The sequence below is a fragment of the Pseudomonas sp. LBUM1662 genome, assembly GCF_059695915.1.
Genome location: NZ_CP166793.1, coordinates 5397189 through 5420002 on the forward strand (window position 1 = coordinate 5397189; position 22814 = coordinate 5420002).

Here is a 22814-nt window from a genome sequence, read left to right on the forward strand (position 1 = left end):
CCCCAAAAGCCCCCTCGGCCGGCCTTCATGATGGATGAAGCCGGTGTCTGGGAGGGTCTGCCAAGGGTGAATTGCGACCTTGAACATTTTAGATCTCGACCACAGCCTGACTGACCAGGCGCCCATCTCGCGGCTGCTGGAAAGCGGCCGTGCCAAACGCCTCGACCTGCTCGACCTTGGCCCGAAATTGCGCCTGTGGTCCAGCGAACGAACCTGGCGCCGCTTCGCCGAACGCTTGCAGCAACGGCCCCGACACAGCGGCCCACAGCCGGAAATCTTCTTCGTCGGCTCCGGTGATTACCACCACTTGACCCCGGCGTTTCTGACCGATTTGCCGGAACCGGTGAGCCTGATCCACTTCGACAACCACCCCGACTGGGTCCGCTTCGCCCCGCGTCGGCATTGCGGTTCGTGGGTCAATCAGGCGCTGAAGCTGCCGAACGTCCGGCGCATCGTCACCCTCGGCCCGTGCAGCGACGACCTGCAAAATCCGCAGCTCAAGGGCGGCAATGTGCGGGCGCTGAAACGCGGCGTATTGCAGCTGTTTCCGTGGCAGCGTCCGCCTTCGAAAGTGTGGGGCCGGGTCGGTGACGGCGCCGGGCATCAACAGCAGGAGAACATGCTGTATTGGCGCAATCTGGCTGAGATGGACTGGCCGGAGTTTCTCGAACAAATGATCGCCAGCCTGCCCACCCGAGCCGTGTGGATCACCATCGACAAGGACGTGCTGGCCAGCGAAGACGCCGCGACCAACTGGGATCAGGGCAGCATGCGCCTGAGTCATCTGCTGCAAGCGATACGCGTGTTGGCGGCCAGCAAGCGAATCATCGGCATCGACATCTGCGGCGAGTACGCCCGGCCGGCCTTCAGCAACGCCCTCAAACGCTGGGAAGCCAAGTCTGATCAGCCGCCGGCCGAACGCTGGAGCGAAGCGGATCTGCTGCGCAACTCGGCGACCAACCAGGCGTTGATCGATCTGTTCGAGGAGCTGTTTCCATGACTTTCACCGTGATTGTGCTGGTGGCGTTTTCCATCGTGCTGGACGTCTTCGGCCAGCTCTGTTTCAAGCTCGGCCTCGACCGGTTACCGGAACTCGAAGGCGGGTTTCGCCTGAATGCGTTCTGGGGCCAGGTGTTCAACGCACCGCTGTTGTGGTGCGGGATCGGCGCCTACGTGATCGAGTTTTTCGTCTGGCTCGAAGCCCTGTCCCGTGCACCGCTGAGCCTGTTGTTTCCGGCGGCGGCGCTGGCGTATTGCGGCGTGGTGCTGGCCGGCAAGCTGATTCTCGGCGAGACCGTCAGCCGCCGGCGCTGGCTCGGCACCCTGGTGATTACGGCGGGCGTGATGCTCGTGTGTGTCGCTCATGTCTGAGGCTCAAGCGATGATCAGAGGCAAGACCGACTGGCTGCATGAACGCCTCGGCACGGTGGTGCTGTGGGCGTTGTTGATCGGGTTTGAAAGCGCCGGCCAGATCGCCACCAAAGTGGGTGGAGATCAGCTGGGGCAGATGGATTTCAACCTGCAATGGCTGCTGGCCGTGGCGGTGAATCCGGGGGTGTGGTTTGCGATTGGCTGCTACATCGGCGCGTTTTTCGTGTGGATGCTGATCTTGCGGCGCAGCAGTTTGTCGTTGGCGTTTCCGCTGAGCTCGCTGGTGTTTGTGGGGGTGTTGCTCGGGTCATGGCTGGGGCTGGGCGAGCAGATCAGCGTGCTGCACTGGGTGGGGGTGGCGGTGATTATGGGCGGGATTGCGTTGCTGGCCGAAGGCGAAACCTAAAGCAGACCCACCACAAACCCTTGTAGGAGCTGTGTAGGAGCTGTCGAGTGAAACGAGGCTGCGATCTTTTGACTTTGATTTTTTAAGATCAAGATCAAAAGATCGCAGCCTCGTTTCACTCGACAGCTCCTACAGGGATTTGCGGTGGGTTTGTGGTGGGTTAGTTGAATTTGTAGGCGAGTGCCGCTTGTACCTCGCCCTGATTGGTATCGCCAACTTCCCTGACAATGCTGCTATCCGCCGCCGAGCCCGTCAGGTGAATCCAGCTTGCACTGGTCAACAACGACCATTGCGGCGCCAGCGGGAACTCGAAACTCTGAGTCAACGCGACATTCTGCAAACCACCGCTGGCGTTATACGGCCGGATCCCTGAAGCCTGAGACTCTTCATCACTCACCCCAAAAAACGTCTGACTCTGCCGCGCATCAGCAAAGTGCGCGGTCAGATTGGAGCTGCCAATCACCCCGCCACCCAGTGGATAACCCACCTCCCCGCCAACGCGCCCCAACACCCCGCCCTGCCCGCCGCGCCCGCCCACCGCTTGCCCGACCGAGGCAAACACCCGCCAGAAATCAGCGGGCGCGTACTGCACAAATCCACCGACCTCGCCCATGTCCGGCACGTCGCGCAACCCCTGCAGTTCGCCGTTGGAGGTGCGCCCCGGCAGGTAATTCACGAACGGCCCGGCGCTGAAACCCTTGGCGTTCAACGCGTCCCAGGTCAGCCCGTCGTCCGTGCCGAGGCTGACATTGCCCCAGTCGAGATCGAGGTACGGCACCGGCCGGGTTTCATAGCGGCTACCGGTCGGGTCGTGTGGCTGATAGCTGAGGCCAGCCCCTGCTTCACCAGTGATTCCGCCCGCTGAAACGTTGGCCGAAAGGCACGTCAGTGCGGCGAAGAGAGCAACCGTAATCCTCGACATGAGGCAATTCCTTGAACTGGATGTGCGCGCATCAATCCCCGAATCGCCTATCCCGCGCAAGCACTCATGTTGTTTGTAGCGACCTACAAAAATTGTAGCTTCGCCGACACAAACACACGCCAGAACCCCAGCCCCGCTGGGCCGAACCCGGTTGGCACAGTCCCTGCTCTACCCCCATGGCAAGCGCAGACAGCGCATTTCGCCTGATAGGTAAAACAGATGATTGACTGGCATATCGTGTGTGATTTCGACGGGACCATCACCCGCACCGACGTGATCGACAGCATCCTCCAACGGTTCGCCGACCCGAGCTGGGAAGCGATCGAACAGGAGTGGCTGGCGGGCGACATCGGTTCCCGTGAATGCCTCAGCCGCCAGCTCGCGCTGGTCAAGGCGACGTCCACCGAACTGCTCGGGTTCTTCGACACCATCGAGATCGACCCGGACTTCCCCGACTTCGTCGACCACGTGATCGGCCTCGGCGCGACCCTCGAAGTGGTCAGCGACGGCATCGAGCAAGGCATCGCCCGGATCCTGGCGCGCAACTACGTCAGCCTCTTGCCGATTCTCGCCAACCGCCTGCGGCAGCTCGACCACCAGAGCTGGCGCATCGACTTCCCCCATACCAGCGACGCCTGCCGCGCCGCCTCCGGCAACTGCAAATGCAAATCCACCCCCAGCACCAAGCGGGTGCTGGTGATCGGCGATGGCCAGTCCGACATGTGCGTGGCCGCCACCGCCGACTTCGTGTTTGCCAAGGATCGCCTGGCCGAGCACTGCGAGCGCAAAGGCATCGCCTACGCCCGCTTCGACAGCTTCGCCGAACTGCCCGCGTTGCTCGCCCTGTTGCCAAGCGCCAGCGCGGCCAACGCCACCTCTTTCAACATAGAAACTTTCAACCCAGAAAATCAGGAACTCTTCCACCATGTCTGATATTCGAATCGCTACCGCAGAAGACCAGGTCCTTCTGGATAAAGAAGCCAAATACTGCTCCTACGGCGACACCGTTCACTACATCGACCCGCCGCGCATCTTCAGCCGCTGCGAAGGCTCCTACGTCTGGGACACCGAAGACCAGGCCTACCTCGACCTGCAAATGTGGTACTCGGCGGTCAACTTCGGTTACGCCAACCCGCGCCTGAACAACGCACTGAAACAGCAGATCGACACCCTGCCGCAGATCGCCAGCCAGTACCTGCACAAAGGCAAGATCGAGCTCTCGGAAATGATCGCCGTGGACGCCAAGAAGAAGTTCGGCCTCGACGGTCGCGTGCACTTCAACGTCGGCGGTTCGCAGTCCATCGAGGACTCGCTGAAAGTCGTGCGTAACGCCACCAACGGCAAAAGCCTGATGTTCGCCTTCGAGGGCGGTTACCACGGTCGCACCCTCGGCGCGTCGTCGATCACCTCCAGCTACCGCTATCGCCGCCGCTACGGCCACTTCGGCGAGCGCGCCAACTTCATCCCGTTCCCGTATCACTTCCGTGGACCGAAAGGCATGACCAAGGAGGAGTACGGCAGCCATTGCGTGCAGCAATTCGCCCGCCTGTTCGAGACCGAATACAACGGCGTCTGGGACCCGAAGGTCGGTCAGAGCGAATACGCCGCCTTCTACGTCGAGCCGATCCAGGGCACCGGCGGCTACGTGATTCCGCCAATGAACTTCTACAGCGAACTCAAGCATGTGCTGGACCAGCACGGCATCCTGATGGTGGTCGATGAAATCCAGATGGGCTTCTACCGCACCGGCAAGCTGTGGTCGATCGAACACTTCGACGTCAAACCGGATGTCATCGTCTTCGGCAAAGCGTTGACCAACGGCCTCAATCCGCTGGGCGGCATCTGGGCCAAGGAAGAGTTGATCAACCCGAAAATCTTCCCGCCAGGTTCGACCCACTCGACCTTCGCCTCCAACCCGTTGGGCACGGCGGTGGGCCTGGAAATGTTCAAGATGACCAACGAAATCGACTACGGCGCGATGGTCATGAACAAGGGCAAATACTTCCTCGAAGGCTTGAAGGACTTGCAGAAACGCTACCCGATCATCGGCGACGTCGACGGTCTGGGCCTGGCCCTGCGCTGTGAAATCTGCGGCCCGGATGGCTTCACGCCGGACAAGGCAACGCTCGATTTCATGGTCGAAGAAGGCATGAAAGGCGACATCGAAATCGACGGCAAACGCCTGGGCCTGATCCTCGATGTGGGCGGCTACTACAAGAACGTGATCACCCTCGCGCCGTCGCTGGAAATCAGCTATCCAGAGATCGACCTCGGCATCGCGTTGCTCGACCGTCTGCTGCACCGGGCGATGAAACGATGAACGCGCACGAGATCGACATGGGCGAAGGCAGCGCCGGTTTCGTTCTCGGCAACGGTGAGGTCGCGGTGTTGTTGATCCACGGCCTCACCGGCACGCCGACCGAGTTGCGTCGAGTCGCCATGGGCCTGGCCAAGGCCGGTTGCACGGTGTACGTGCCGACCCTGGCCGGCCACTGCGGGGACAACGCCGACCTGCAAGCCACCGGCTGGCGCGACTGGTACGAGAGCGCGCGCAACACCTTCATCGGTGTGCGGCGCAAACACCAGCACGTGTTCGTCGGCGGTTTGTCGATGGGCGCGGTGCTGGCGATGTACTTGGCCGCCGAGCATCCGGGGCAGATCGAAGGCTTGCTGCTGTATTCGACCACCCTGCGCTACGACGGCTGGAACATGCCCAAAGTCGCCGTGCTCACGCCGTTGCTGATGGCGATTCCGTATGGCGTGCACCTGTGCCGCTTCAACGAAAAATCGCCATTCGGCATCAAGGACGAACGCCTGCGCGCGATTGTCGAGCGGCAGATGAAGGCCGGTGAAAGCAGCAACGCCGGGCTGCTGACCATGTCCGGGGTGAGTGTCCGGGAACTGCATCGATTGGTGGCCGCGGTGAAAAAACGCATGCCGCAGATCACCACCCAGGCGCTGGTGTTGCACTCACGGGAAGACGACATCACCAGCCGCTGGAACGCCGACTATGTGGAACGCAAACTCGGCGGCCCGGTGGTGAAGATTCTGCTGGACGACTGCTACCACATGATCACCGTCGACCTGCAATACCGCCGCGTGGTGGAGCTGAGCGCGGACTTCATCCAGCACCGTTTCGTACAACAAGTCTCCACCCCGCAACCCATCCGCCAGGACTACCGGCAACTGGCCTGACAGAAATCCCAAACATCGCACAACCCCTGTAGGAGCTGTGTAGGAGCTGTCGAGTGAAACGAGGCTGCGATCTTTTGATCTTGCTTGTAAAAAAACAAAGTCAAAAGATCGCAGCCTCGTTTCACTCGACAGCTCCTACACAGCTCCTACAGGGACCGTGTGAAGGCGTTAAAGCGAAAGGAAACGATGTGATCACAGCCCTTGCCTTTTCGACGATCGAAGCCATCGACCGCTGCGCCTGGAATGACTGTTTCCCCGGCGAACTGGAGGACTGGGATTATTACCGGGCCGTCGAGCAGGCGGGCATCGACAACTTTGCCTGGCGTTATCTGGCGCTGTACGAAGACGACGTATTGGTCGCGGCGGCGGTGGCGTTCACAACCGCTTATTCGCTGGACACCACGGTTCAGGGTTCGGGCAAACGCCTCACCGAACAATTGCGCCGCTGGTGGCCTGGGCTATTGGACGTGCGCCTGTACGCCCTCGGTTCGCCGGTGGCCGAGCAATGCCACGTCGGGACCGCACGCCAGATCGACCCCGCCCGACGCCCGGCCCTGCTTGAGCAATTACTGACCCTGGCGCGCAACGACGCCGATCAGGCCGGGATCGGTCTGCTGGCGGTCAAGGACGCGTCCCACCGGGATCCGCAGTGGTTGCAGGTGTGCCAGCAGGCCGGTCTGCAAAGCATGCCCGGCCTCCCCAGCGCCGAACTGCCGATCCGTTTCGGCTCGGTGGACGCCTACCTCGGTACACTCGGTAAATCCACCCGCAAAGACCTGCGTCGCACGTTACGCGGGCACGGTCCGCGTATCGAATGGCGGCGCTCGGTTGAAGACCTGCTGCCGCAAATGATGGCGCTGTACGAAGCCACCCTTGAGCGCAGCGACCTGACGTTTGAACGCCTGCCGCCGGCCTACTTCCGCCAGGTCCTCGAACACCTCGATGACCGCGCCGCGTGCGTACTCTACTGGGTCGGCGAAGAGCTGGTGGCCTTCAACCTGGTGCTGCTGGACGAACAACGCCTGGTCGATAAATTCTTCGCCCACGACTTGACCCGAACCCGCGATCACAACCTGTACGTGCGCAGCTGGCTGGCCAATGTCGACTACTGTATTGAACACGACATCCCGATCTACGCGTGCGGTCAGGCCGGCTATGCCAGTAAGCTGCGCCTGGGTTGCTCGTTTAGCGGCAACACCGTGTTTTTCCGCCACCGCAACCGAGTGCTCGACAGCCTGTTGCGCGTGGTAAAAATGTTCATTCGACCGGACCGCTCCGACTCCGCCATGGCTGCTGCGATAAGCGAAACCCAATGACCAAAAACCGCCCCGCCACCGCCCGACCTTTCGCCCTCTCCGGCTGGAGCCTGCAGCGCAAACTGGTGCTGGCGTTCTGGCTGGTCAGCGTGATCCCGACAATGATCGCCGCGGAACTGGCGGCCACCACCCTGTCGCAGATTTTCGACAGCAACGTGCGGATCTGGCTGCAGGAATCGACCAAGATCGTCGAGGACGAAATCAGCGAGATCCTGCGGGACAACGCCCGGGCCGCGCAGTTGTTCCTGCGCTATACGCGCCCGCCGACGGATCGCCTGTCGAGCAAACACGACAAACTGACCAGCGACATCGCCGACTCCATGGGCATCGACGTCGTGGCGCTGGTGCGCAACAGCGATCACAAAGTGGTGTTCAGCACCGTCGCCGATGACATCGTCCGGCAGATCAGCACCGAGCCCAAAGCGGTGTTGCAAACCCTGCAAGTCGGTGGCGTCCCTACCGGCACGGTGGTCTCGACCTTCGAGACCGATCAGGACGGCGTCGATTACAAACTGGTGATCGCCACGTACCTGGACAGCAGTTTCCTCACCAGCGTCGCCGATGTGCATTCACTCGATCTGCGGCTGTACCTGGCCAAGGCCGACGATTTTTCCGAGATCTTTTCCACCCAGCGCTTCGAAGATCACCCGGCGGCCGTGCCAGAGAAAATCGAGCAGATCCTGCGCAATACCAAACAGCCGATCGAACAATTCACCAATCGCTACAGCGGCATCTACCGGCCGATCCTCAACGAAAACGGTGAGCTGCAAGGGGTGATTTTCAGCGGGCTGCTGCGCCACACCAGCCTGGTCGGGCTGGTGAACCAGAGCAATCTGTTCATCCTGATTTTCCTGCTCAGCTCGGCGGCGTCCCTGGCGGTCGGCTGGATTGTCTCGCAACGCCTGACCAAGCCGTTGCGCGGGTTGTCCAAAGGCGTGCAAGCGGTGATTGCCGGGGACTATCGCCAGCGCTTGGCGGTCACTGGCGGTGATGAACTGGCGGAGCTGAGCAGCACGTTCAACCACATGAGCGAACGCCTCGCCGAGCTGCAGCACCTGGAATCGCAACTGCGCCGCCGCGACCGTCTGCACGCGTTGGGCGAAGTCGCCATGGGCCTGGCTCATGAAATTCGCAACCCGCTGGGCATCATCAAGACCGCCACGCAACTGCTGCACCGGCGCGCCGATTTGCCCGAGACCGACAAGCGGCATCTGGAATACGTGGTCAGCGAAGTCAGCCGCATCAACGACCTGATCACCGACTTCCTCGACTTCGCCAAGCCCAGCGCGCCGATGCGTTCGACCCAGGCGGCGCGGCCGTTGGTGGACGAGTTGATCGGCTTCTGCGCCCCGGAGCTGGCCAGCCACAACATCGACGTGCGAATCGACGATCAGGCACCCGGTGCGACGCTTCACGCCGATGCCCGGCAACTCAAGCAGGCCGGCCTGAACCTGATCGTCAACGCCATCGACGCCATGCCTGACGGCGGGCGGCTCACGGTCGGGATCAGCAGCGACGAGCACTACACCGTGATCAGTGTCTGCGACACCGGCCAGGGCATCGAGCCGGACATGCTCGAACGGATCTTCACGCCGTTCGTCACCACTAAAGCTTCAGGCACCGGGCTGGGTCTGGCCAAGGTCTTCTCGATCATGGAAAGTCATGACGGGCGCATCGAATGCGTCAGTGAAAAAGATGCCGGCACCACGTTCACGCTGTACATTCCGGCCAACGGTGAAGATTTCGATGAGGGCAGCGATGACACATAACGTACTGGTGGTCGACGACGAGCCCAAGCTCTGCGACTTGCTGGCATCGGCCCTGGGTCAGAACGGCATCCAGGTGTTCACCGCCGGCAATGGCCTGCACGCGCTCAAGGTGCTGGAGTGCGAGGACATCGACCTGGTGATCAGCGACTGGCGCATGCCCGGCATGGACGGCCCGCAACTGCTGGCGGAAATCAAAACGCGCTTTCCGCAGCTGCCGGTGATCGTCATGACCGCCTACAGCACGGTGAAAAACGCCGTGCAGTCGATGCGCAACGGCGCCTTCGACTACATCGCCAAGCCGTTCGACATTGACGAGCTGGACATCACCGTCAGCAAGGCCCTGCAATTTCGCGACATCCTCAAAGACAACCAGCGCATGCGCGCCGAGCTCGACGAGCATCAGCAGATCGACAGCCTGATCGGTGACAGCCCGAGCTTCCGTCGGGTGCTGCACGCGATCGATTCCGTGCGTGAAAGCAACGCGACGATTCTGCTGACCGGCGAGAGCGGCACCGGCAAGGAAATGGTCGCCCGGGCGATCCACAAACACGGCAACCGCGCGGACAAACCGTTTGTGGCGGTGAACTGTGCGGCGATCCCCGAAGGGCTGCTGGAAAGTGAAATGTTCGGCCACCGCAAAGGCGCGTTTACCGGCGCTGTGGCGGATCGCGTCGGGCGTTTCATGCAGGCGGACAAGGGCACGCTGTTTCTCGATGAAATCGGTGAAATGCCATTGGCCTTGCAGGCGAAAATCCTCCGGGCCTTGCAAGAACGGGTGATCGAGCCGGTGGGCGATCCGCGCGAGCGCAAGGTCGATGTGCGGGTGATTGCCGCGACCAACAAGAACCTGCTGGATGCGGTGGCCAACAAGGAGTTTCGCGAAGACCTTTATTACCGCCTCAACGTGTTCCCGATCCCGCTGCCAGCCTTGCGCGAACGGGTTGAAGACATCGCGCCCCTGGCCCGGCATTTTGCTCACACCCTGGGCGCCACGGCGGGCAAGCGCTTTACCGGATTCAGCCCGGAAGCCTTGCAGGCCATGGCCAATTATTCGTGGCCGGGGAATATTCGTGAACTGCAGAACTGCGTGGAGCGCGCGACGATCGTGGCGTCGGGAGCGGTGATTGAAGAGGAGGATTTGCCGGCTTATCTGTTTGCTTCAAGCTCTGCCAGCAGTGGTGCCGTGATCACGGAAGGCAACGTGCCGGAGGATCTGGAAGCAGCGTTGGCTGATGTCGAAAAAGCGTACATTCTGGCCGCGCTGGCGCAAAGCAATGGCGTGCAGGCTGCGGCGGCGCAGTTGATCGGGATCTCCGAGCGCAGCTTCTGGTATCGCCTGAAAAAACTGGGCATCCACGTCGACAAAATCGTCCGTTAAAATCACCGCCGCTCCCCTGTAGGAGCTGTCGAGTGAAACGAGGCTGCGATCTTTTGATCTTGCTTTTTTAAAGATCAAGATCAAAAGATCGCAGCCTCGTTTCACTCGACAGCTCCTACAGAGGGCGGGGTGGTGTCGTTTGCTTCAAGTTCCGGCAGCAGTGGCGCTCTCGTCACCGAAGGCAGCGTGCCGGCGGATCTGGAAGCAGCGTTGGCTGAGGTTGAAAAGGCCTACATTCTGGCCGCGCTGGCGCAAAGCAATGGCGTGCAGGCTGCGGCGGCGCAATTGATCGGGATCTCTGAACGCAGCTTCTGGTATCGCCTGAAAAAACTGGGCATCCACGTCGACAAAATCGTCCGCTAAAATCACCGCCGCTCCCCTGTAGGAGCTGTCGAGTGAAACGAGGCTGCGATCTTTTGATCTTGCTTTTTTAAAGATCAAGATCAAAAGATCGCAGCCTCGTTTCACTCGACAGCTCCTACAGAGGGCGGGGTGGTGTCGTTTGCTTCAAGTTCCGGCAGCAGTGGCGCTCTCGTCACCCAAGGCAGCGTGCCGGCGGATCTGGAAGCAGCGTTGGCTGAGGTTGAAAAGGCCTACATTCTGGCCGCGCTGGCGCAAAGCAATGGCGTGCAGGCTGCGGCGGCGCAATTGATCGGGATCTCCGAGCGCAGCTTCTGGTATCGCCTGAAAAAACTGGGCATCCACGTCGACAAAATCGTCCGCTAAAATCACCGCCGCTCCCCTGTAGGAGCTGTCGAGTGAAACGAGGCTGCGATCTTTTGATCTTGCTTTTTGAAAGATCAAGATCAAAAGATCGCAGCCTCGTTTCACTCGACAGCTCCTACAGAGGGCGGGGTGGTGTCGTTTGCTTCAAGTTCCGGCAGCAGTGGCGCTCTCGTCACCGAAGGCAGCGTGCCGGCGGATCTGGAAGCAGCGTTGGCTGAGGTTGAAAAGGCCTACATTCTGGCCGCGCTGGCGCAGAGCAATGGCGTGCAGGCTGCGGCGGCGCAATTGATCGGGATCTCCGAACGCAGCTTCTGGTATCGACTAAAAAACTGGGCATCCACGTCGACAAAATCGTCCGCTAAAATCACCGCCGCTCCCCTGTAGGAGCTGTCGAGTGAAACGAGGCTGCGATCTTTTGATCTTGCTTTTTTAAAGATCAAGATCAAAAGATCGCAGCCTCGTTTCACTCGACAGCTCCTACAGAGGGCATGGTTGTGTCAGTAATGGACGGGGCACCCGACGTGGTGTCAGTTGTTGACGGTGCCGCCCTTTGATTCGCTCATGATTTGTCGGATCGCCCCGACAAACGTCTCGACCGGCTGCCCGCCACTCACCGCATACTGCCCGTTAAACACCACCGTCGGCACCGAACTCACACCGCGTGACAGCCACAACTGTTCTTCTTCTCGCACCTCTTTGGCAAACTCATCGGACGCCAGAATCGCCTCGGCCCGTTGCCGGTTCAGCCCCACGCTTTCTGCAATCTGCGCCAACTGAGCATGATCGGACGGATTCCCGCCATCGGTGAAATACGCCTTGAACAGCGCTTCCTTCAGATTGAACTGCAACCCTTCCAGCCCCGCCCAAAACAGCAATCGATGCGCATCAAAGGTGTTGTAGATGCGGCTGTTGCCATCGGTGCGAAACGCAAACCCGACCTCGGCGCCACGGGCGCGGATCATCTCGCGGTTCTTCTGCGATTGCTCAGGGGTCGAGCCGTACTTTTCAGTGATGTGTTCGGTGATGTTCTGCCCTTCCGGCCCCATTTTCGGGTTCAGTTCGAACGGCTGGAAACGGATCTCGGCCTGGACCTCGTCACGCAGCACGTCCAGCGCCCGGGTCAGGCCATACAGACCGACCACGCACCACGGGCAGGACACATCGCTGACGAAATCGATTTTCAAAGGGGTACTCATCATTCACCTCGCAGGGCTGGATCGCGCCGGAAAGTTTGAACGATACACCTGACGAGACCAAGGTGGCAGCCATTCCCCTGATCCCTGTAGAACAGAGGTAGCAGCCATTCCACTGTCCCCTGTGGGAGCGGGCTTGCTCGCGAAGGCGTCGTGTCAGTCGCCATCTGCTTATCTGATACACCGCCTTCGCGAGCAAGCCCGCTCCCACAGGGATTTTCGGTGTTTGGGAGGGTGTGTTTAGTTCTGTTTAAGGTTACTTCCTGAAAGCTACAGCGCCTTGCGCCGTCGCCTACAACCACGTCAGAATCCGCCGGCTTGTGCGCCTGGGGGCCTGTCGGTAACTTGATTCGCATCACTGATTTCCAGTGATCGGGTTTAGTAGCCCGGGTAGGTTCTAACGGCAGCACAAGTGTCATTCAGTCAGGTTTGCGCCTGCATTCGATGGCGGCTGTGCGCTTGGCGCCCTCGGGCGCGCCGGTTTTGAATCCTCCCGGTCTACTAACTTGCGCACAGCTGCCTCCCTCTTCGTTTAGTAGCGAGATGAATGCGGCTCAACCTGAGGATTTACTTATGTTCAAAATGACTCCAAACCCGCCGGATACCGACGACGTCTCCCCCTACGAAACCCCCGACTCCAAAAAACTCAACGAAGCCGCCGACCGCGCCCTCGATTTCTACCTCAAACCGGTCATCCCCAAAGACACCCCGCGCCGGCCCAGCACCATTTACACCATCGCCCCCGACATCGATCACGAAACCCTGCTGGCCAACGCCTGCGAATCCCTGGCGTCGGCGAGCGTGATGCTGAGTGATTTCGCCGGTTTGCTGGAAGGCCCACAGCGCAACACCGTGTTGGGCATTCAGCAGTCGGTCATGCTGGGTGAACTGGCGGTGAACCGGATGCTGGATAACTTTGTTCCACCCAGCGCCGCGACCTGACTGTCTGATGAGATTCCACTAACACCAAAGATCGAATGTGGGAGCGGGCTTGCTCGCGAATACGGTGTATCAGTCAAGTAGATGTCGACTGACACGACGCCTTCGCGAGCAAGCCCGCTCCCACATTGGGATTGGGGGTTATAGGAGGTTGGGGGTTGGCACCGGGTCGATCTGTGCCCAATGCGAAGTGTCTTCGCGGTGAGCCTGCAAGTACGGCAACACCGCCGCCAGCAACGGCGCCTTGAACGCTTCCTGGAACCGATGCGCCAACCCCGGAATCAGCTTCAACTGACTGCCACGGATATGCGCCGCCAAATGCACGCCATGCATCACCGGCAACAGAGGATCGGCCGTGCCGTGAACCACCAACGTCGGTACGCGCAATTGGTTGAGCAACGCCACGCGACTGCGCTCGGCGAGGATCGCCATGATCTGGCGCTTCACGCCTTCCGGGTTGAACGCCCGGTCATAGGACAGCGCCGCTTGATGCAGCAACGCCTGCCGATCATCACTCACTGACGGACTGCCCAGCGCCGCCAGTAAATCCGCCTGTTGCTCCAGCGCCACTTCACGATTCGGCGCGCTGCGCCGCGACAACAACTGCACCAGCGCCGCACTCGGCGCCGGCAAGCCTTCGGCCCCGGAACTGGTCATGATCAGCGTCAGACTCTCCACCCGTTGCGGCGCCATCGCCGCCATGTGCTGGGCAATCATCCCGCCCATGCTCGCGCCCAAGACGTGGAATTGCTCAACCTTCAACGCGTCCATCAGGCCAAAGGCATCGTCCGCCATGTCGGTCAGGGTGTACGGCGCCGCCACCGGCAGACCGAGTTTGTAGCGCAGCACTTCAAACGTCAGGTTGGCGTCGACGGGCGTTTGCCGCCAGGTCGAGAGCCCGACGTCGCGATTGTCATAACGAATCACCCGAAAACCCTGCTGACACAGCGCGACCACCACCTCATCCGGCCAGTGAATCAACTGCCCGCCCAGGCCCATTACCAGCAACAACGCAGGGTCGGACGCACGGCCGATGCTCTGGTACGCCAGGCTCACCTGCGCCAGATCGGCATGTTGGGTGGGAACATTGATATCGCAACGAGACGCCGCCAAGGACGGCAGGCCAAACAACAGCAAGGCCAGAAAAATGAATGCACGCATGAAAAACACCGAAACGCAGAACCCCAGTAGAGCGCGAGTCTGATGAAGTTTGTTCAAGCGCGCTGCCACAGTTACGTGACAGTTTGATGAAGATTGCCGAGCGGTCATATTGAAGACCGAGTCGCCTGCTTCGCGAGCAAGCCCGCTCCCACAGGATTGATGTCGTACACAACCTCTTTGATCGACATAAATCCACTGTGGGAGCGGGCTTGCTCGCGAAGGCGTCAGAACAGGCGCCGCTAGGCTTAAGCCAACTGACTCCGCAACTGCCGCGCCGCCGCCACCATGTTCACCAACGCCGCCTCAGTCTCCGGCCACGCCCGGGTCTTCAGCCCGCAATCCGGGTTCACCCACAACCGTTCAGCCGGAATGCGCTTCACGGCTTTGCTCATCAATTTGACCATCTCGGCCGTGTCCGGCACTCGTGGCGAGTGGATGTCGTAGACGCCCGGGCCGATGTCGTTCGGGTAATCGAACGCTTCGAAGGCTTCCAGCAATTCCATGTCCGAGCGCGAGGTTTCGATGGTGATCACGTCGGCGTCCATCGCCGCGATGGACTCGATCACGTCGTTGAATTCGCTGTAGCACATGTGGGTGTGGATCTGGGTTTCATCGCGCACGCCGGAAGCGCTCAAGCGGAAGGCTTCCACCGCCCAGTCCAGGTATTCCTGCCATTGCGCCCGGCGCAGCGGCAGGCCTTCGCGGAACGCGGCTTCGTCGATCTGCACGATCTTGATGCCGGCGTTTTCCAGGTCCACCACTTCGTCACGCAGGGCCAGCGCCAGTTGCTGCGCCTGGATTTTGCGCGAGACGTCTTCGCGCGGGAACGACCACATCAGCATGGTCACGGGACCGGTGAGCATGCCTTTCATGACCTTGTCGGTCAGGCTCTGTGCATAAGTAATCCAGTCGACGGTCATGGCGGTCGGACGGCTCAGATCGCCGTAGATAATCGCCGGTTTGACACAGCGCGAACCGTAGCTCTGGACCCAGCCGAAACGGGTAAACAGGTAGCCGTCCAGTTGCTCGGCGAAGTATTCGACCATGTCGTTGCGTTCGGCTTCACCGTGCACCAGCACGTCCAGACCCAGGCGTTCCTGGACTTGCACCGCATGGCGGATTTCGCTGTGCATGGCGTCGGTGTAATCGTTGGCTGACAGCTTGCCTTGCTTGAACGCCTGGCGCGCCAGACGGATCGAACCGGTCTGCGGGAACGAGCCGATGGTGGTGGTCGGAAATGGCGGCAGTTTCAAGCACGCCTGTTGCTGCGCGATGCGTTTGGCAAACGGCGAATGGCGTTGGCTGTCTGCTGCGCTGATGGCGTTGATGCGCGCCTGCACTTGGGCTTTATGGATACGCGGTGACTCGGCACGGCTGGTTTGAATCGCTCGACTTTCGGCGAGGGCAGCCTGCACCTTGGGCGATTGCGGGTCGTTGAGGGCATCACGCAGCACGGCGATTTCACCGCACTTTTGCACGGCGAAGGCCAGCCAGCTTTTCAGTTCCGGGTCGAGTTTGTCTTCACGCTCCAGATCCACCGGACTGTGCAGCAGCGAGCAGGAACTACTGACCCACAGGTTGTCACCAAAACGCTCTTGCGCCGGTTGCAGTTGCGCCAGCACTTGCTCCAGTTCGCAGCGCCAGACGTTGCGACCGTTGACCAGGCCGACCGACAGAATTTTGTAGGTCGGCAGGCGATCCAGCACCTGGCCGAGTTGATCCGGCGCGCGCACCGCGTCGATGTGCAGGCCTTGCACCGGCAGACCGACTGCCAGGCCGAGGTTGTCTTCCAGACCGCTGAAGTAAGTCGCCACGAGTTTTTTCAGCGGCGAGTATTGAAGGATGTGGTAGGCGCGCTCGAAGGCGTTTTTCCAGGCTTGCGGCAGGTCGAGGGTCAGGATCGGTTCGTCGATCTGCACCCACTCCACGCCTTGGGCGGCGAGGCGGCCGAGGATTTCGCCGTAGATCGGCAGCAGGCGTTCCAGCAAGTCGAGCTTGTCGAAGTCGTTGCCTTTGGCTTTGCCCAGCCACAGGTAAGTCAGCGGGCCGATGATCACCGGTTTGACGTTGTGGCCGAGGGCTTTGGCCTCGTCGACTTCGTCGAACAGCTGTTCCCAGCTCAGCTTGAATTGTTGGTCAGCGGTGAATTCCGGGACCAGATAGTGGTAGTTGGTGTCGAACCACTTGGTCAGCTCCTGGGCGTATTGCGCTTTGCTGTGTTCACCGCCGCAGCAGGCTGCGGTGGCGCCACGGGCCATGGCGAACAGGGTGTCGAGGGTCGGCAGGCCACGTGCGTCCTTGGCACTGTCGAAACGCTCGGGGATCACACCGAAGGTCAGGGAGTGGGTCAACACTTGGTCGTACCAGGCGAAGTCGCCGACGGGCAGCAGGTCGATGCCGGCGTCCTTCTGCAATTGCCAGTGGGTGGCGCGCAACTGGCGGCCGACGCTTTTCAGCGCGTCCTGATCGAGGTCGCCCTTCCAGTAGGATTCGAGGGCTTTTTTCAGTTCGCGGTCCGCGCCGATGCGTGGAAAACCAAGTGTGTGTGCCAGAGCCATGGTGAGTTCTTCCTTTAAAAGAGGCTGTAAAACATGGCGCTATTGTCGACAGCCAACCCAACATGAGACAAACTCAACCTTTTCGTGTTGATCACAAGTTTTCCTCATGGAGCCCCCCCGGTGCTTGAAATCCGTCACCTGAAGACCCTGCACGCCTTGCGCGAAGCCGACAGCCTGGTCGATGCCGCCGACCGTCTGCACCTGACGCAGTCGGCCCTGTCCCACCAGTTCAAGGAACTGGAGGAGCGCATGGGCATGCCGCTGTTCGTGCGCAAGACCAAACCGGTGCGCTTCACCAGCGCCGGCCTGCGCCTGCTGCAACTGGCTGACGCGACCTTGCCGCTGCTGCGCGGCGCCGAGCGTGATATCGCGCGCCTGGCGGGCGGCACGGCGGGCCGACTGCACATGGCGATCGAGTGCCACAGTTGCTTTCAGTGGCTGATGCCGACCATCGACCAGTTCCGCGATGCTTGGCCGGAAGTCGAACTGGACCTGGCCTCGGGCTTCTCCTTCGCCCCGCTGCCGGCCCTGGCCCGTGGCGATCTGGATCTGGTGGTGACCTCGGATCCGCTGGAACTGGCCGGGATCACTTACGTGCCGTTGTTCACCTATGAAGCGATGCTCGCGGTGGCCAATCAGCACCGATTGGCGAGCAAGGCGTACATCGTTCCGGAAGATCTGCTGACCGAAACGCTGATCACCTACCCGGTGGAACGCGACCGGCTGGACATCTTCACCCGCTTCCTGGAGCCGGCCGATATCGAACCAGCGCAGGTCCGAACCTCGGAGCTGACGGTGATGATGATGCAGTTGGTGGCCAGCGGCCGCGGCGTGTGCGGCATGCCCCATTGGGCGCTGCATGAATACAGCTCACGGGGTTATGTGAAGGCCAAGCGGCTGGGCGAGAAGGGATTGTTTGCGACGTTGTATGCGGGGATTCGGGCGGACATGCTGGATGCGCCGTATATGCGCGATTTTTTGCTGACGGCCAAGGACACGTCGTTCTCGACACTCGACGGGGTTAGCGCCGTTCGCTGACACACCACAACCCTTGTAGGAGCGAGGCTTGCCCGCGAAAGCGGTGTATCAGCCAGGTAGAGGTCGGCTGTCACGACGCCTTCGCGGGCAAGCCTCGCTCCTACAGGGATTGCGGTGGGTTTAGAGTTCTCGCCACATGTGGATTTTGTCGAAATAGTCTTCGCCGACGCGTACCGCCATGGGTTCAAGGCCGTACTGTACAAAGCCGCAACGTTTGTACAGGTTGAACGCGGGCTCGTTGCCGGCGGTGACGGTCAGCTGGATCAAGCGCAGGCCTTGATGGTTCTGCGCTTCGGCCAGGACGGCCTGCACCAGTTGCTGACCCAACCCGCGCTGTCGGACCTTGCCGGACACGTACATGCCAAACAGCGTCGCCTTGTGCCGGGCCTTTTCCCGAGGTTCTAAGGCCAGGCCGACGATGCCCGCCAACTTGCCGTCCTCGAACGCCCCGAACACCACATCCAGTTTGCTGGTCAGGCGCGACTCCCACCAACTCAACGGCATCGCCGCACGCTCGCGCACACTCGAGGTGAAGGCCTGCGGATGCAGGTCGTAGGCTTCGAGCATCAGCGCCCGATAGTCCAGCGCATGGCTGGCATCCAGTCGTTCAATCCACATGGTCAAGCCGTCCGACGCTGCTCAAGCATCAGCCGCACCGCCAGCGCTGACAGAACAAAGCCCATGAAATAACGCTGCACCGCCAGCCAGGTCGGGTTGTTGACGAACCACGACGCGATGCCGGCTGCGAATATCGCGATCAGCAGGTTGACGCAGAAACTGACGCTGATCTGCGTCAGGCCCAGCACGATACTTTGGGTGAACACCGAGCCATGCTCAGGTGTGATGAATTGCGGAAACACCGACAGGTAAAACACCGCAATCTTCGGGTTCAGGGCACTGGTCAGAAAACCCATGGTGATCAGTTTGCGCGACGAGTCCGGCGGTAATTGCTGCGCTTCAAACGGTGACCGTGCGCCGGGCTTGACCGCTTGCCAGGCCAGCCACAGCAGGTACAGCGCGCCGGCCCATTTCAGCACTTCGTAGGCCATCGGCACAGCCAGGAACACCGCAGTCAGACCGGCCGCGGCGGCGAACAAATGCACGAAAAAACCCGCGACCACGCCAAGCAACGAAGTCACACCGGCCTTGCGCCCCTGACAGATCGAACGGGAGATCAAGTAAATCATGTTCGGCCCCGGCGTCAGCACCATCAGCAATGCGGCAGCGGCGAATATCAGCAAGTCTTGTAGCGGGATCATGGGCAGTCGTATTCCGTTAAACAGGCGTTCCGAAAATGATCAGATGATCGCGGTTACAAGGCTCGATAAAACGACAGGATCAGGCCCCATGTCAACTGGAGTGACGTCGCCGTGGGTGGATAAGTGAAGACGGCGCCTTGCTTCAATCCTTGGCGCCGTATGCACTCATAATTGATCGTTAAACATTTGCTGCGCTATAAAACATTTTGCTCCGCCGCAAAATACTGAAATACGAATTGCCCGCTCCGATCAACTGGAAAGTCGATACGAATGATTGGAACAAAAATCCCACCGGTTTTATCGTAATATTTTTTCTGATCAATCCTGGCGTTTTGCAGTCCGCTATTAGCGCCATTAGTTGTATAGAAGAAACCCTCAATAGGCAGGCGTTGCAGGCTAAAAGTGGGCCCTGAATCTACCCATGCCTTGATTCTCATTTCCGTGTGATCCAGGAAAAAGTAAAACGGATCAAGGACAGGCACACGAACAGCTTCATTGAAGGCCCTGACGGCCTCAGCATTTAAATTATCCGTCACCATGAATGCACATGAGTAGGCTTGGGGTCGAGCAGCACCAGCCGGATTTCTGACGTGGGCCAACCACTGTTCGGCTGTCGTGATCCCCTGATCCCGACAGGGTCTGCTGGCAATCGGATACGGGTAGGTATTGACACTTTCTCCACACCCCAGGCCACCCGGCGTACTTCTATAAAATGTAGCCCCGTCCCACGGAAAGTAACACACCACCTCAACCTTCTCTTTACCAGCAGGCGTACCAAGAACCGGATAAAAAATGAACCCGTTCTTGCCTGCCCAGTTGACTGTCTTAATAAACTTTACATCCGACCTCACCCACGCGAAAGAAACAGCCTCGGTTGTTCTTGAGAAGTCGGAGTGAGTCCATGGATCAAAAGCAGGGTTGGTCTCAGTGATTCGAAAGGTCACACCGGAACAAAGAAACGCTGGGGCCGATGGCCCCACACAGCTGGCCGTTACATAGTTGTAACGACTGGTCAAATTCCTCGCAACACTATCTCCGATCGCATTGCGAAGATTATCTGAACTCGTATTTAGCACACCAGACGACGTAGACGTAGACGTAGACGTAGACGGTGAAGACAAACACCCAGACAACAACATGCCACTTAATAGTAGTGCCAAAATAGTTTTCATTTTATTGCCCGCGCAAATGACTAACAGGGCTAACTTTCAATTAGTCAGCCGCGACCCACTTCAATGATTTTCCGGATACAACATCATGAAGACATGGCTATTAGATTTGAACAGAGGAACTCTTTCTACTGTCAGATCTGACAGTAGAAAGGCAAAAAACCAATCAATTTGAAATATGAATACAGTCCACTAAGTAAATTTACTTATAACAATGCGCACCGGCCTTAATAAGTGGAGAGTAGGCATAAGCAGTTAAACTGAGGTTTTGATAGAACAGCGATAAAACGGCAGGATCAGGTCCCGTGTCAATGGCGCCAGCGTGAGGTTGCCGTCGGTGGCCGGATCGATCCAGCGCACTTCTTCGATCTCTGCGGCAGGCGATACATCTGAATCAATGGTCAGCTGAAAGAGTTCGGCCTGTACGACAAAACCCGGTTCGTTGGCGGCCGGTGCCGAGAAGGGCCCCAGATAGGTGGCGTGCGCGGGGTCGATGATCAGCCCGAGTTCTTCTTGCAGTTCACGGGCCAGGGCGTGAACCGGTTGCTCATGGGCTTCGATTTTGCCGCCGGGCTGCATGAAGGCTTCGGTGCCGCGCTTGCGGACCAGCAGCGTGCGACCGTCGGGGCCGATCAGCAGGGCGGCGGCGATGCGGATGACGCGGGGGGAAGTGGTGGTGGAAAGGGTCATGGGTCTGCGCTGGAATTGGGTGACGGGCGCAGAGGATCACATGGGCGTGGGATAAGATCAAAAGATCGCAGCCTCGTTTCACTCGACAGCGCCTACACGGGATCGCGATTTCCTGTAGGAGCTGTCGAGTGAAACGAGGCTGCGATCTTTTGATCCTTAAGCCCCTAGCTAGCCGCCAGCTCGAGCCCCCCCTCTTCCTCCGGCACTTTCACAAAAACGGCATACTTCGCCCCTTCCATCGCCTCGAAAGCGATAAGTTTCTCCACCAGGGGCCCGCTCAAAACCTTGCCCGCATTGAGCAGCAGCATGCCGTTATCGGCATTGAGGTTGTGCGCCAGAATCATGCCGGGCGCCAGGTCCCGGGTGCTCATTACCTTGACCGTCGGATCGGCCAGCGACACATCGCTCAGGTACGCGGCGCAAACCTTGATGAAGTCCTCGACCAGATCAGGATCGTAGAGACGACCGGCGTACTGGCGGATATAAACCAGGGCTTCATCGCTGTTCATCTGCCGTTCAAGGATCAGCCCGCGTTGCAACTCGATGAAGTCCACCGCCAGTTTCAGCCACCGCGAACCGAGCGGAATCGCCTCGCCTTTCAGCCGGTCGGGGAAACCGCTGCCGTCCCAGCGCTCCTGATGGTGAAGGATCAGGCGCGCGGCGTCTTTCATCGGATCGAGGGTCATCAGCAGCGATTCGCTCTGCTTCGGATACCCGCGATAGCGGTCCTGATCGTTGTGATGCAGCAGGTCGGCAGGCGTGGTCATCATGCTGTCGGTCCAGCTCAGCTTGCCGATGTTGTAGAGCGCCGCGGCCATGGTCAGGTCACGGGTGCTGCCCTCGTCCAGGCCATGGAGTTTGCAGTACACCCGCACCAGTTCGATGATCTGCCGGTTCGTCTGCTTGGCCGGCGGTAAACGCAGGTTGGCCAGCAGCGAAAACACCTCGGTGCCGGTGACATAGCTGTGCTTGAGCTCTTCGTAGGCCAGGTCGAGCATGTCGGCGGTCTGCTGCAGCTCGGCGGTGCGGGACGCGACGTGTTTTTCCAGGGTCGCGTTGAGCAGCTTCAACTCTTCGTTGCGGTCCCACGTCTCCTGCACCAGACGCAAGCGTTCGCGCTCGGAATGCTGGTAGGCGAGGGATTGGCGCAAGGTCAGCAGCAATTCCTCGTCGTGCCAGGGCTTGCTGATGTATCGGTCAATCTGCCCCTCGTTGATCGCTTTGACGATCATCGTCAGGTCGGCATAACCAGTCAGCAGAATGCGCAGCGTGTCGGGGTGGCGCTGATGAATGTGCGCCAGCAACGTGGCGCCGTCCATGTTGGGCATGCGCGCATCGCTCATCACCAGGTCGACGGGTTGTTTCGCCATGATGTCCAGGGCCTCGGCCCCGCCGGTGGCCAGCAACACATCGTAGGGCTGGCCGCGCAAGAGCCGGCGCAGACTATTGAGAATCGATTCCTCATCGTCGACCAGCAGAATCGTGGGTTTCCAGGTGTCAGTCGTGGGGAGTTGCTCTTCCATGGCATTACCTCAAGCGAAACGGGCATTGTTGCGTCAGTCATCAGCCAGAAAGCTCCGTTTCTGGCCTTGCCTGAGCTACAGGCTAGATGATTTCCAGCCAGGCCCCTGGAAATGATTCGTCTCGGTTGACCGGGCGAAGTGCCGCACGGGCGACTATGCTCAGTTCACTCGGATCCACTTTCTTTACCGTTGCCATGTGAT

20 protein-coding genes and 3 pseudogenes are annotated in these 22814 nt (G+C 59.8%); 14 read left to right on the forward strand and 9 right to left on the reverse strand.

All coding sequences use genetic code 11. The features are described 5' to 3' along the window. Window positions 1-79 precede the first annotated feature (79 nt). Genes ACA049_RS24515 through ACA049_RS24525 form a run of 3 tightly spaced genes read left to right on the forward strand, consistent with a single transcriptional unit; the run spans window position 80 to window position 1777 of the window. A complete protein-coding gene (locus ACA049_RS24515; protein WP_497330506.1) occupies window positions 80-1000 on the forward strand; it encodes an arginase family protein in 921 nt (306 codons plus the stop codon). Next, the gene (locus tag ACA049_RS24520; RefSeq protein ID WP_497330508.1) at window positions 997-1371 is read left to right on the forward strand and encodes a DMT family transporter; all 375 of its coding nucleotides are present in this window, start codon (window positions 997-999) and stop codon (window positions 1369-1371) included. Before ACA049_RS24515 ends, ACA049_RS24520 begins: the two co-directional genes overlap by 4 nt. A gap of 10 nt (window positions 1372-1381) precedes the next feature. After that, window positions 1382-1777, forward strand: a complete 396-nt coding sequence (locus ACA049_RS24525) for a DMT family transporter (protein WP_497336964.1) — start codon at window positions 1382-1384, stop codon at window positions 1775-1777. 160 nt (window positions 1778-1937) lie between these two features. On the opposite strand, the gene ACA049_RS24530 is transcribed toward ACA049_RS24525, so the two are convergent. Next, the gene (locus ACA049_RS24530) at window positions 1938-2699 is read right to left on the reverse strand and encodes a MipA/OmpV family protein (RefSeq protein ID WP_497330510.1); all 762 of its coding nucleotides are present in this window, start codon (window positions 2697-2699) and stop codon (window positions 1938-1940) included. A 219-nt stretch (window positions 2700-2918) separates the two neighbouring features. On the opposite strand from ACA049_RS24530, the gene ACA049_RS24535 reads away from it, so the two are divergent. The 9 genes and pseudogenes from ACA049_RS24535 to ACA049_RS24575 all read left to right on the forward strand — a co-directional run. Beyond that, on the forward strand, window positions 2919-3632 hold the full coding sequence (locus tag ACA049_RS24535; RefSeq protein WP_497330512.1) for an MtnX-like HAD-IB family phosphatase: 714 nt from the start codon (window positions 2919-2921) through the stop codon (window positions 3630-3632). After that, window positions 3625-5019 (forward strand): aspartate aminotransferase family protein, encoded by a 1395-nt coding sequence (locus ACA049_RS24540; RefSeq protein WP_497330514.1) that lies wholly within the window; start codon window positions 3625-3627, stop codon window positions 5017-5019. The genes ACA049_RS24535 and ACA049_RS24540 overlap by 8 nt, the downstream gene beginning before the upstream one ends. Then, on the forward strand, window positions 5016-5894 hold the full coding sequence (locus tag ACA049_RS24545; RefSeq protein ID WP_497330516.1) for an alpha/beta hydrolase: 879 nt from the start codon (window positions 5016-5018) through the stop codon (window positions 5892-5894). Before ACA049_RS24540 ends, ACA049_RS24545 begins: the two co-directional genes overlap by 4 nt. A 188-nt stretch (window positions 5895-6082) precedes the next feature. Beyond that, entirely contained in the window at window positions 6083-7210 is a 1128-nt protein-coding gene (locus tag ACA049_RS24550; protein WP_497330518.1) for a GNAT family N-acetyltransferase, read from the forward strand. Beyond that, window positions 7207-8979, forward strand: a complete 1773-nt coding sequence (locus ACA049_RS24555; RefSeq protein ID WP_497330520.1) for a sensor histidine kinase — start codon at window positions 7207-7209, stop codon at window positions 8977-8979. Before ACA049_RS24550 ends, ACA049_RS24555 begins: the two co-directional genes overlap by 4 nt. Then, a complete protein-coding gene (locus tag ACA049_RS24560; RefSeq protein ID WP_497330522.1) occupies window positions 8969-10357 on the forward strand; it encodes a sigma-54-dependent transcriptional regulator in 1389 nt (462 codons plus the stop codon). The genes ACA049_RS24555 and ACA049_RS24560 overlap by 11 nt, the downstream gene beginning before the upstream one ends. 75 nt (window positions 10358-10432) lie before the next feature. Further along, a pseudogene (locus tag ACA049_RS24565) lies at window positions 10433-10720 on the forward strand (helix-turn-helix domain-containing protein); the annotation flags it as partial. Window positions 10721-10795: 75 nt separating this feature from the next. Continuing rightward, window positions 10796-11083, forward strand: a pseudogene (locus ACA049_RS24570) (helix-turn-helix domain-containing protein); the annotation flags it as partial. Between the two features lie 75 nt (window positions 11084-11158). After that, window positions 11159-11445, forward strand: a pseudogene (locus tag ACA049_RS24575) (helix-turn-helix domain-containing protein); the annotation flags it as partial. A 165-nt stretch (window positions 11446-11610) separates the two neighbouring features. Here ACA049_RS24575 and ACA049_RS24580 read toward each other — a convergent pair. Then, entirely contained in the window at window positions 11611-12279 is a 669-nt protein-coding gene (locus ACA049_RS24580) for a DsbA family oxidoreductase (RefSeq protein WP_497330524.1), read from the reverse strand. A 570-nt stretch (window positions 12280-12849) separates the two neighbouring features. Here ACA049_RS24580 and ACA049_RS24585 point away from each other — a divergent pair. Next, window positions 12850-13218: a DUF6124 family protein gene (locus ACA049_RS24585; protein WP_497330526.1), complete on the forward strand. Its 369-nt coding sequence runs from the start codon at window positions 12850-12852 to the stop codon at window positions 13216-13218. A gap of 138 nt (window positions 13219-13356) precedes the next feature. On the opposite strand, the gene ACA049_RS24590 is transcribed toward ACA049_RS24585, so the two are convergent. Together ACA049_RS24590 and metE are read right to left on the reverse strand one after the other, a co-directional pair. Next, window positions 13357-14376, reverse strand: a complete 1020-nt coding sequence (locus ACA049_RS24590; protein WP_497330528.1) for an alpha/beta fold hydrolase — start codon at window positions 14374-14376, stop codon at window positions 13357-13359. A 245-nt stretch (window positions 14377-14621) separates the two neighbouring features. Continuing rightward, window positions 14622-16934: a 5-methyltetrahydropteroyltriglutamate--homocysteine S-methyltransferase gene (metE, locus tag ACA049_RS24595; RefSeq protein ID WP_497330530.1), complete on the reverse strand. Its 2313-nt coding sequence runs from the start codon at window positions 16932-16934 to the stop codon at window positions 14622-14624. 120 nt (window positions 16935-17054) lie between these two features. On the opposite strand from metE, the gene metR reads away from it, so the two are divergent. Beyond that, window positions 17055-17972 (forward strand): transcriptional regulator MetR, encoded by a 918-nt coding sequence (gene metR / locus ACA049_RS24600; RefSeq protein ID WP_008155262.1) that lies wholly within the window; start codon window positions 17055-17057, stop codon window positions 17970-17972. Between the two features lie 120 nt (window positions 17973-18092). Here metR and ACA049_RS24605 read toward each other — a convergent pair whose 3' ends face one another. The 5 genes from ACA049_RS24605 to nosR all read right to left on the reverse strand — a co-directional run bounded on the left by ACA049_RS24605 (window position 18093) and on the right by nosR (window position 22613). Further along, window positions 18093-18590, reverse strand: a complete 498-nt coding sequence (locus ACA049_RS24605) for a GNAT family N-acetyltransferase (RefSeq protein WP_497330532.1) — start codon at window positions 18588-18590, stop codon at window positions 18093-18095. A gap of 2 nt (window positions 18591-18592) precedes the next feature. After that, window positions 18593-19231, reverse strand: coding sequence for a LysE family translocator (locus ACA049_RS24610; protein WP_497330534.1), 639 nt, complete (start codon window positions 19229-19231; stop codon window positions 18593-18595). Between the two features lie 194 nt (window positions 19232-19425). Further along, entirely contained in the window at window positions 19426-20247 is an 822-nt protein-coding gene (locus ACA049_RS24615; RefSeq protein ID WP_497330536.1) for a hypothetical protein, read from the reverse strand. 408 nt (window positions 20248-20655) lie between these two features. Next, window positions 20656-21090 carry an NUDIX hydrolase gene (locus tag ACA049_RS24620; RefSeq protein WP_497330538.1) on the reverse strand — a complete coding sequence of 145 codons (435 nt, stop codon included), beginning with the start codon at window positions 21088-21090 and terminating at the stop codon, window positions 20656-20658. 164 nt (window positions 21091-21254) lie between these two features. After that, window positions 21255-22613 (reverse strand): response regulator c-di-GMP phosphodiesterase, NosR family, encoded by a 1359-nt coding sequence (gene nosR / locus ACA049_RS24625; protein WP_497330540.1) that lies wholly within the window; start codon window positions 22611-22613, stop codon window positions 21255-21257. Window positions 22614-22814: the final 201 nt, after the last annotated feature.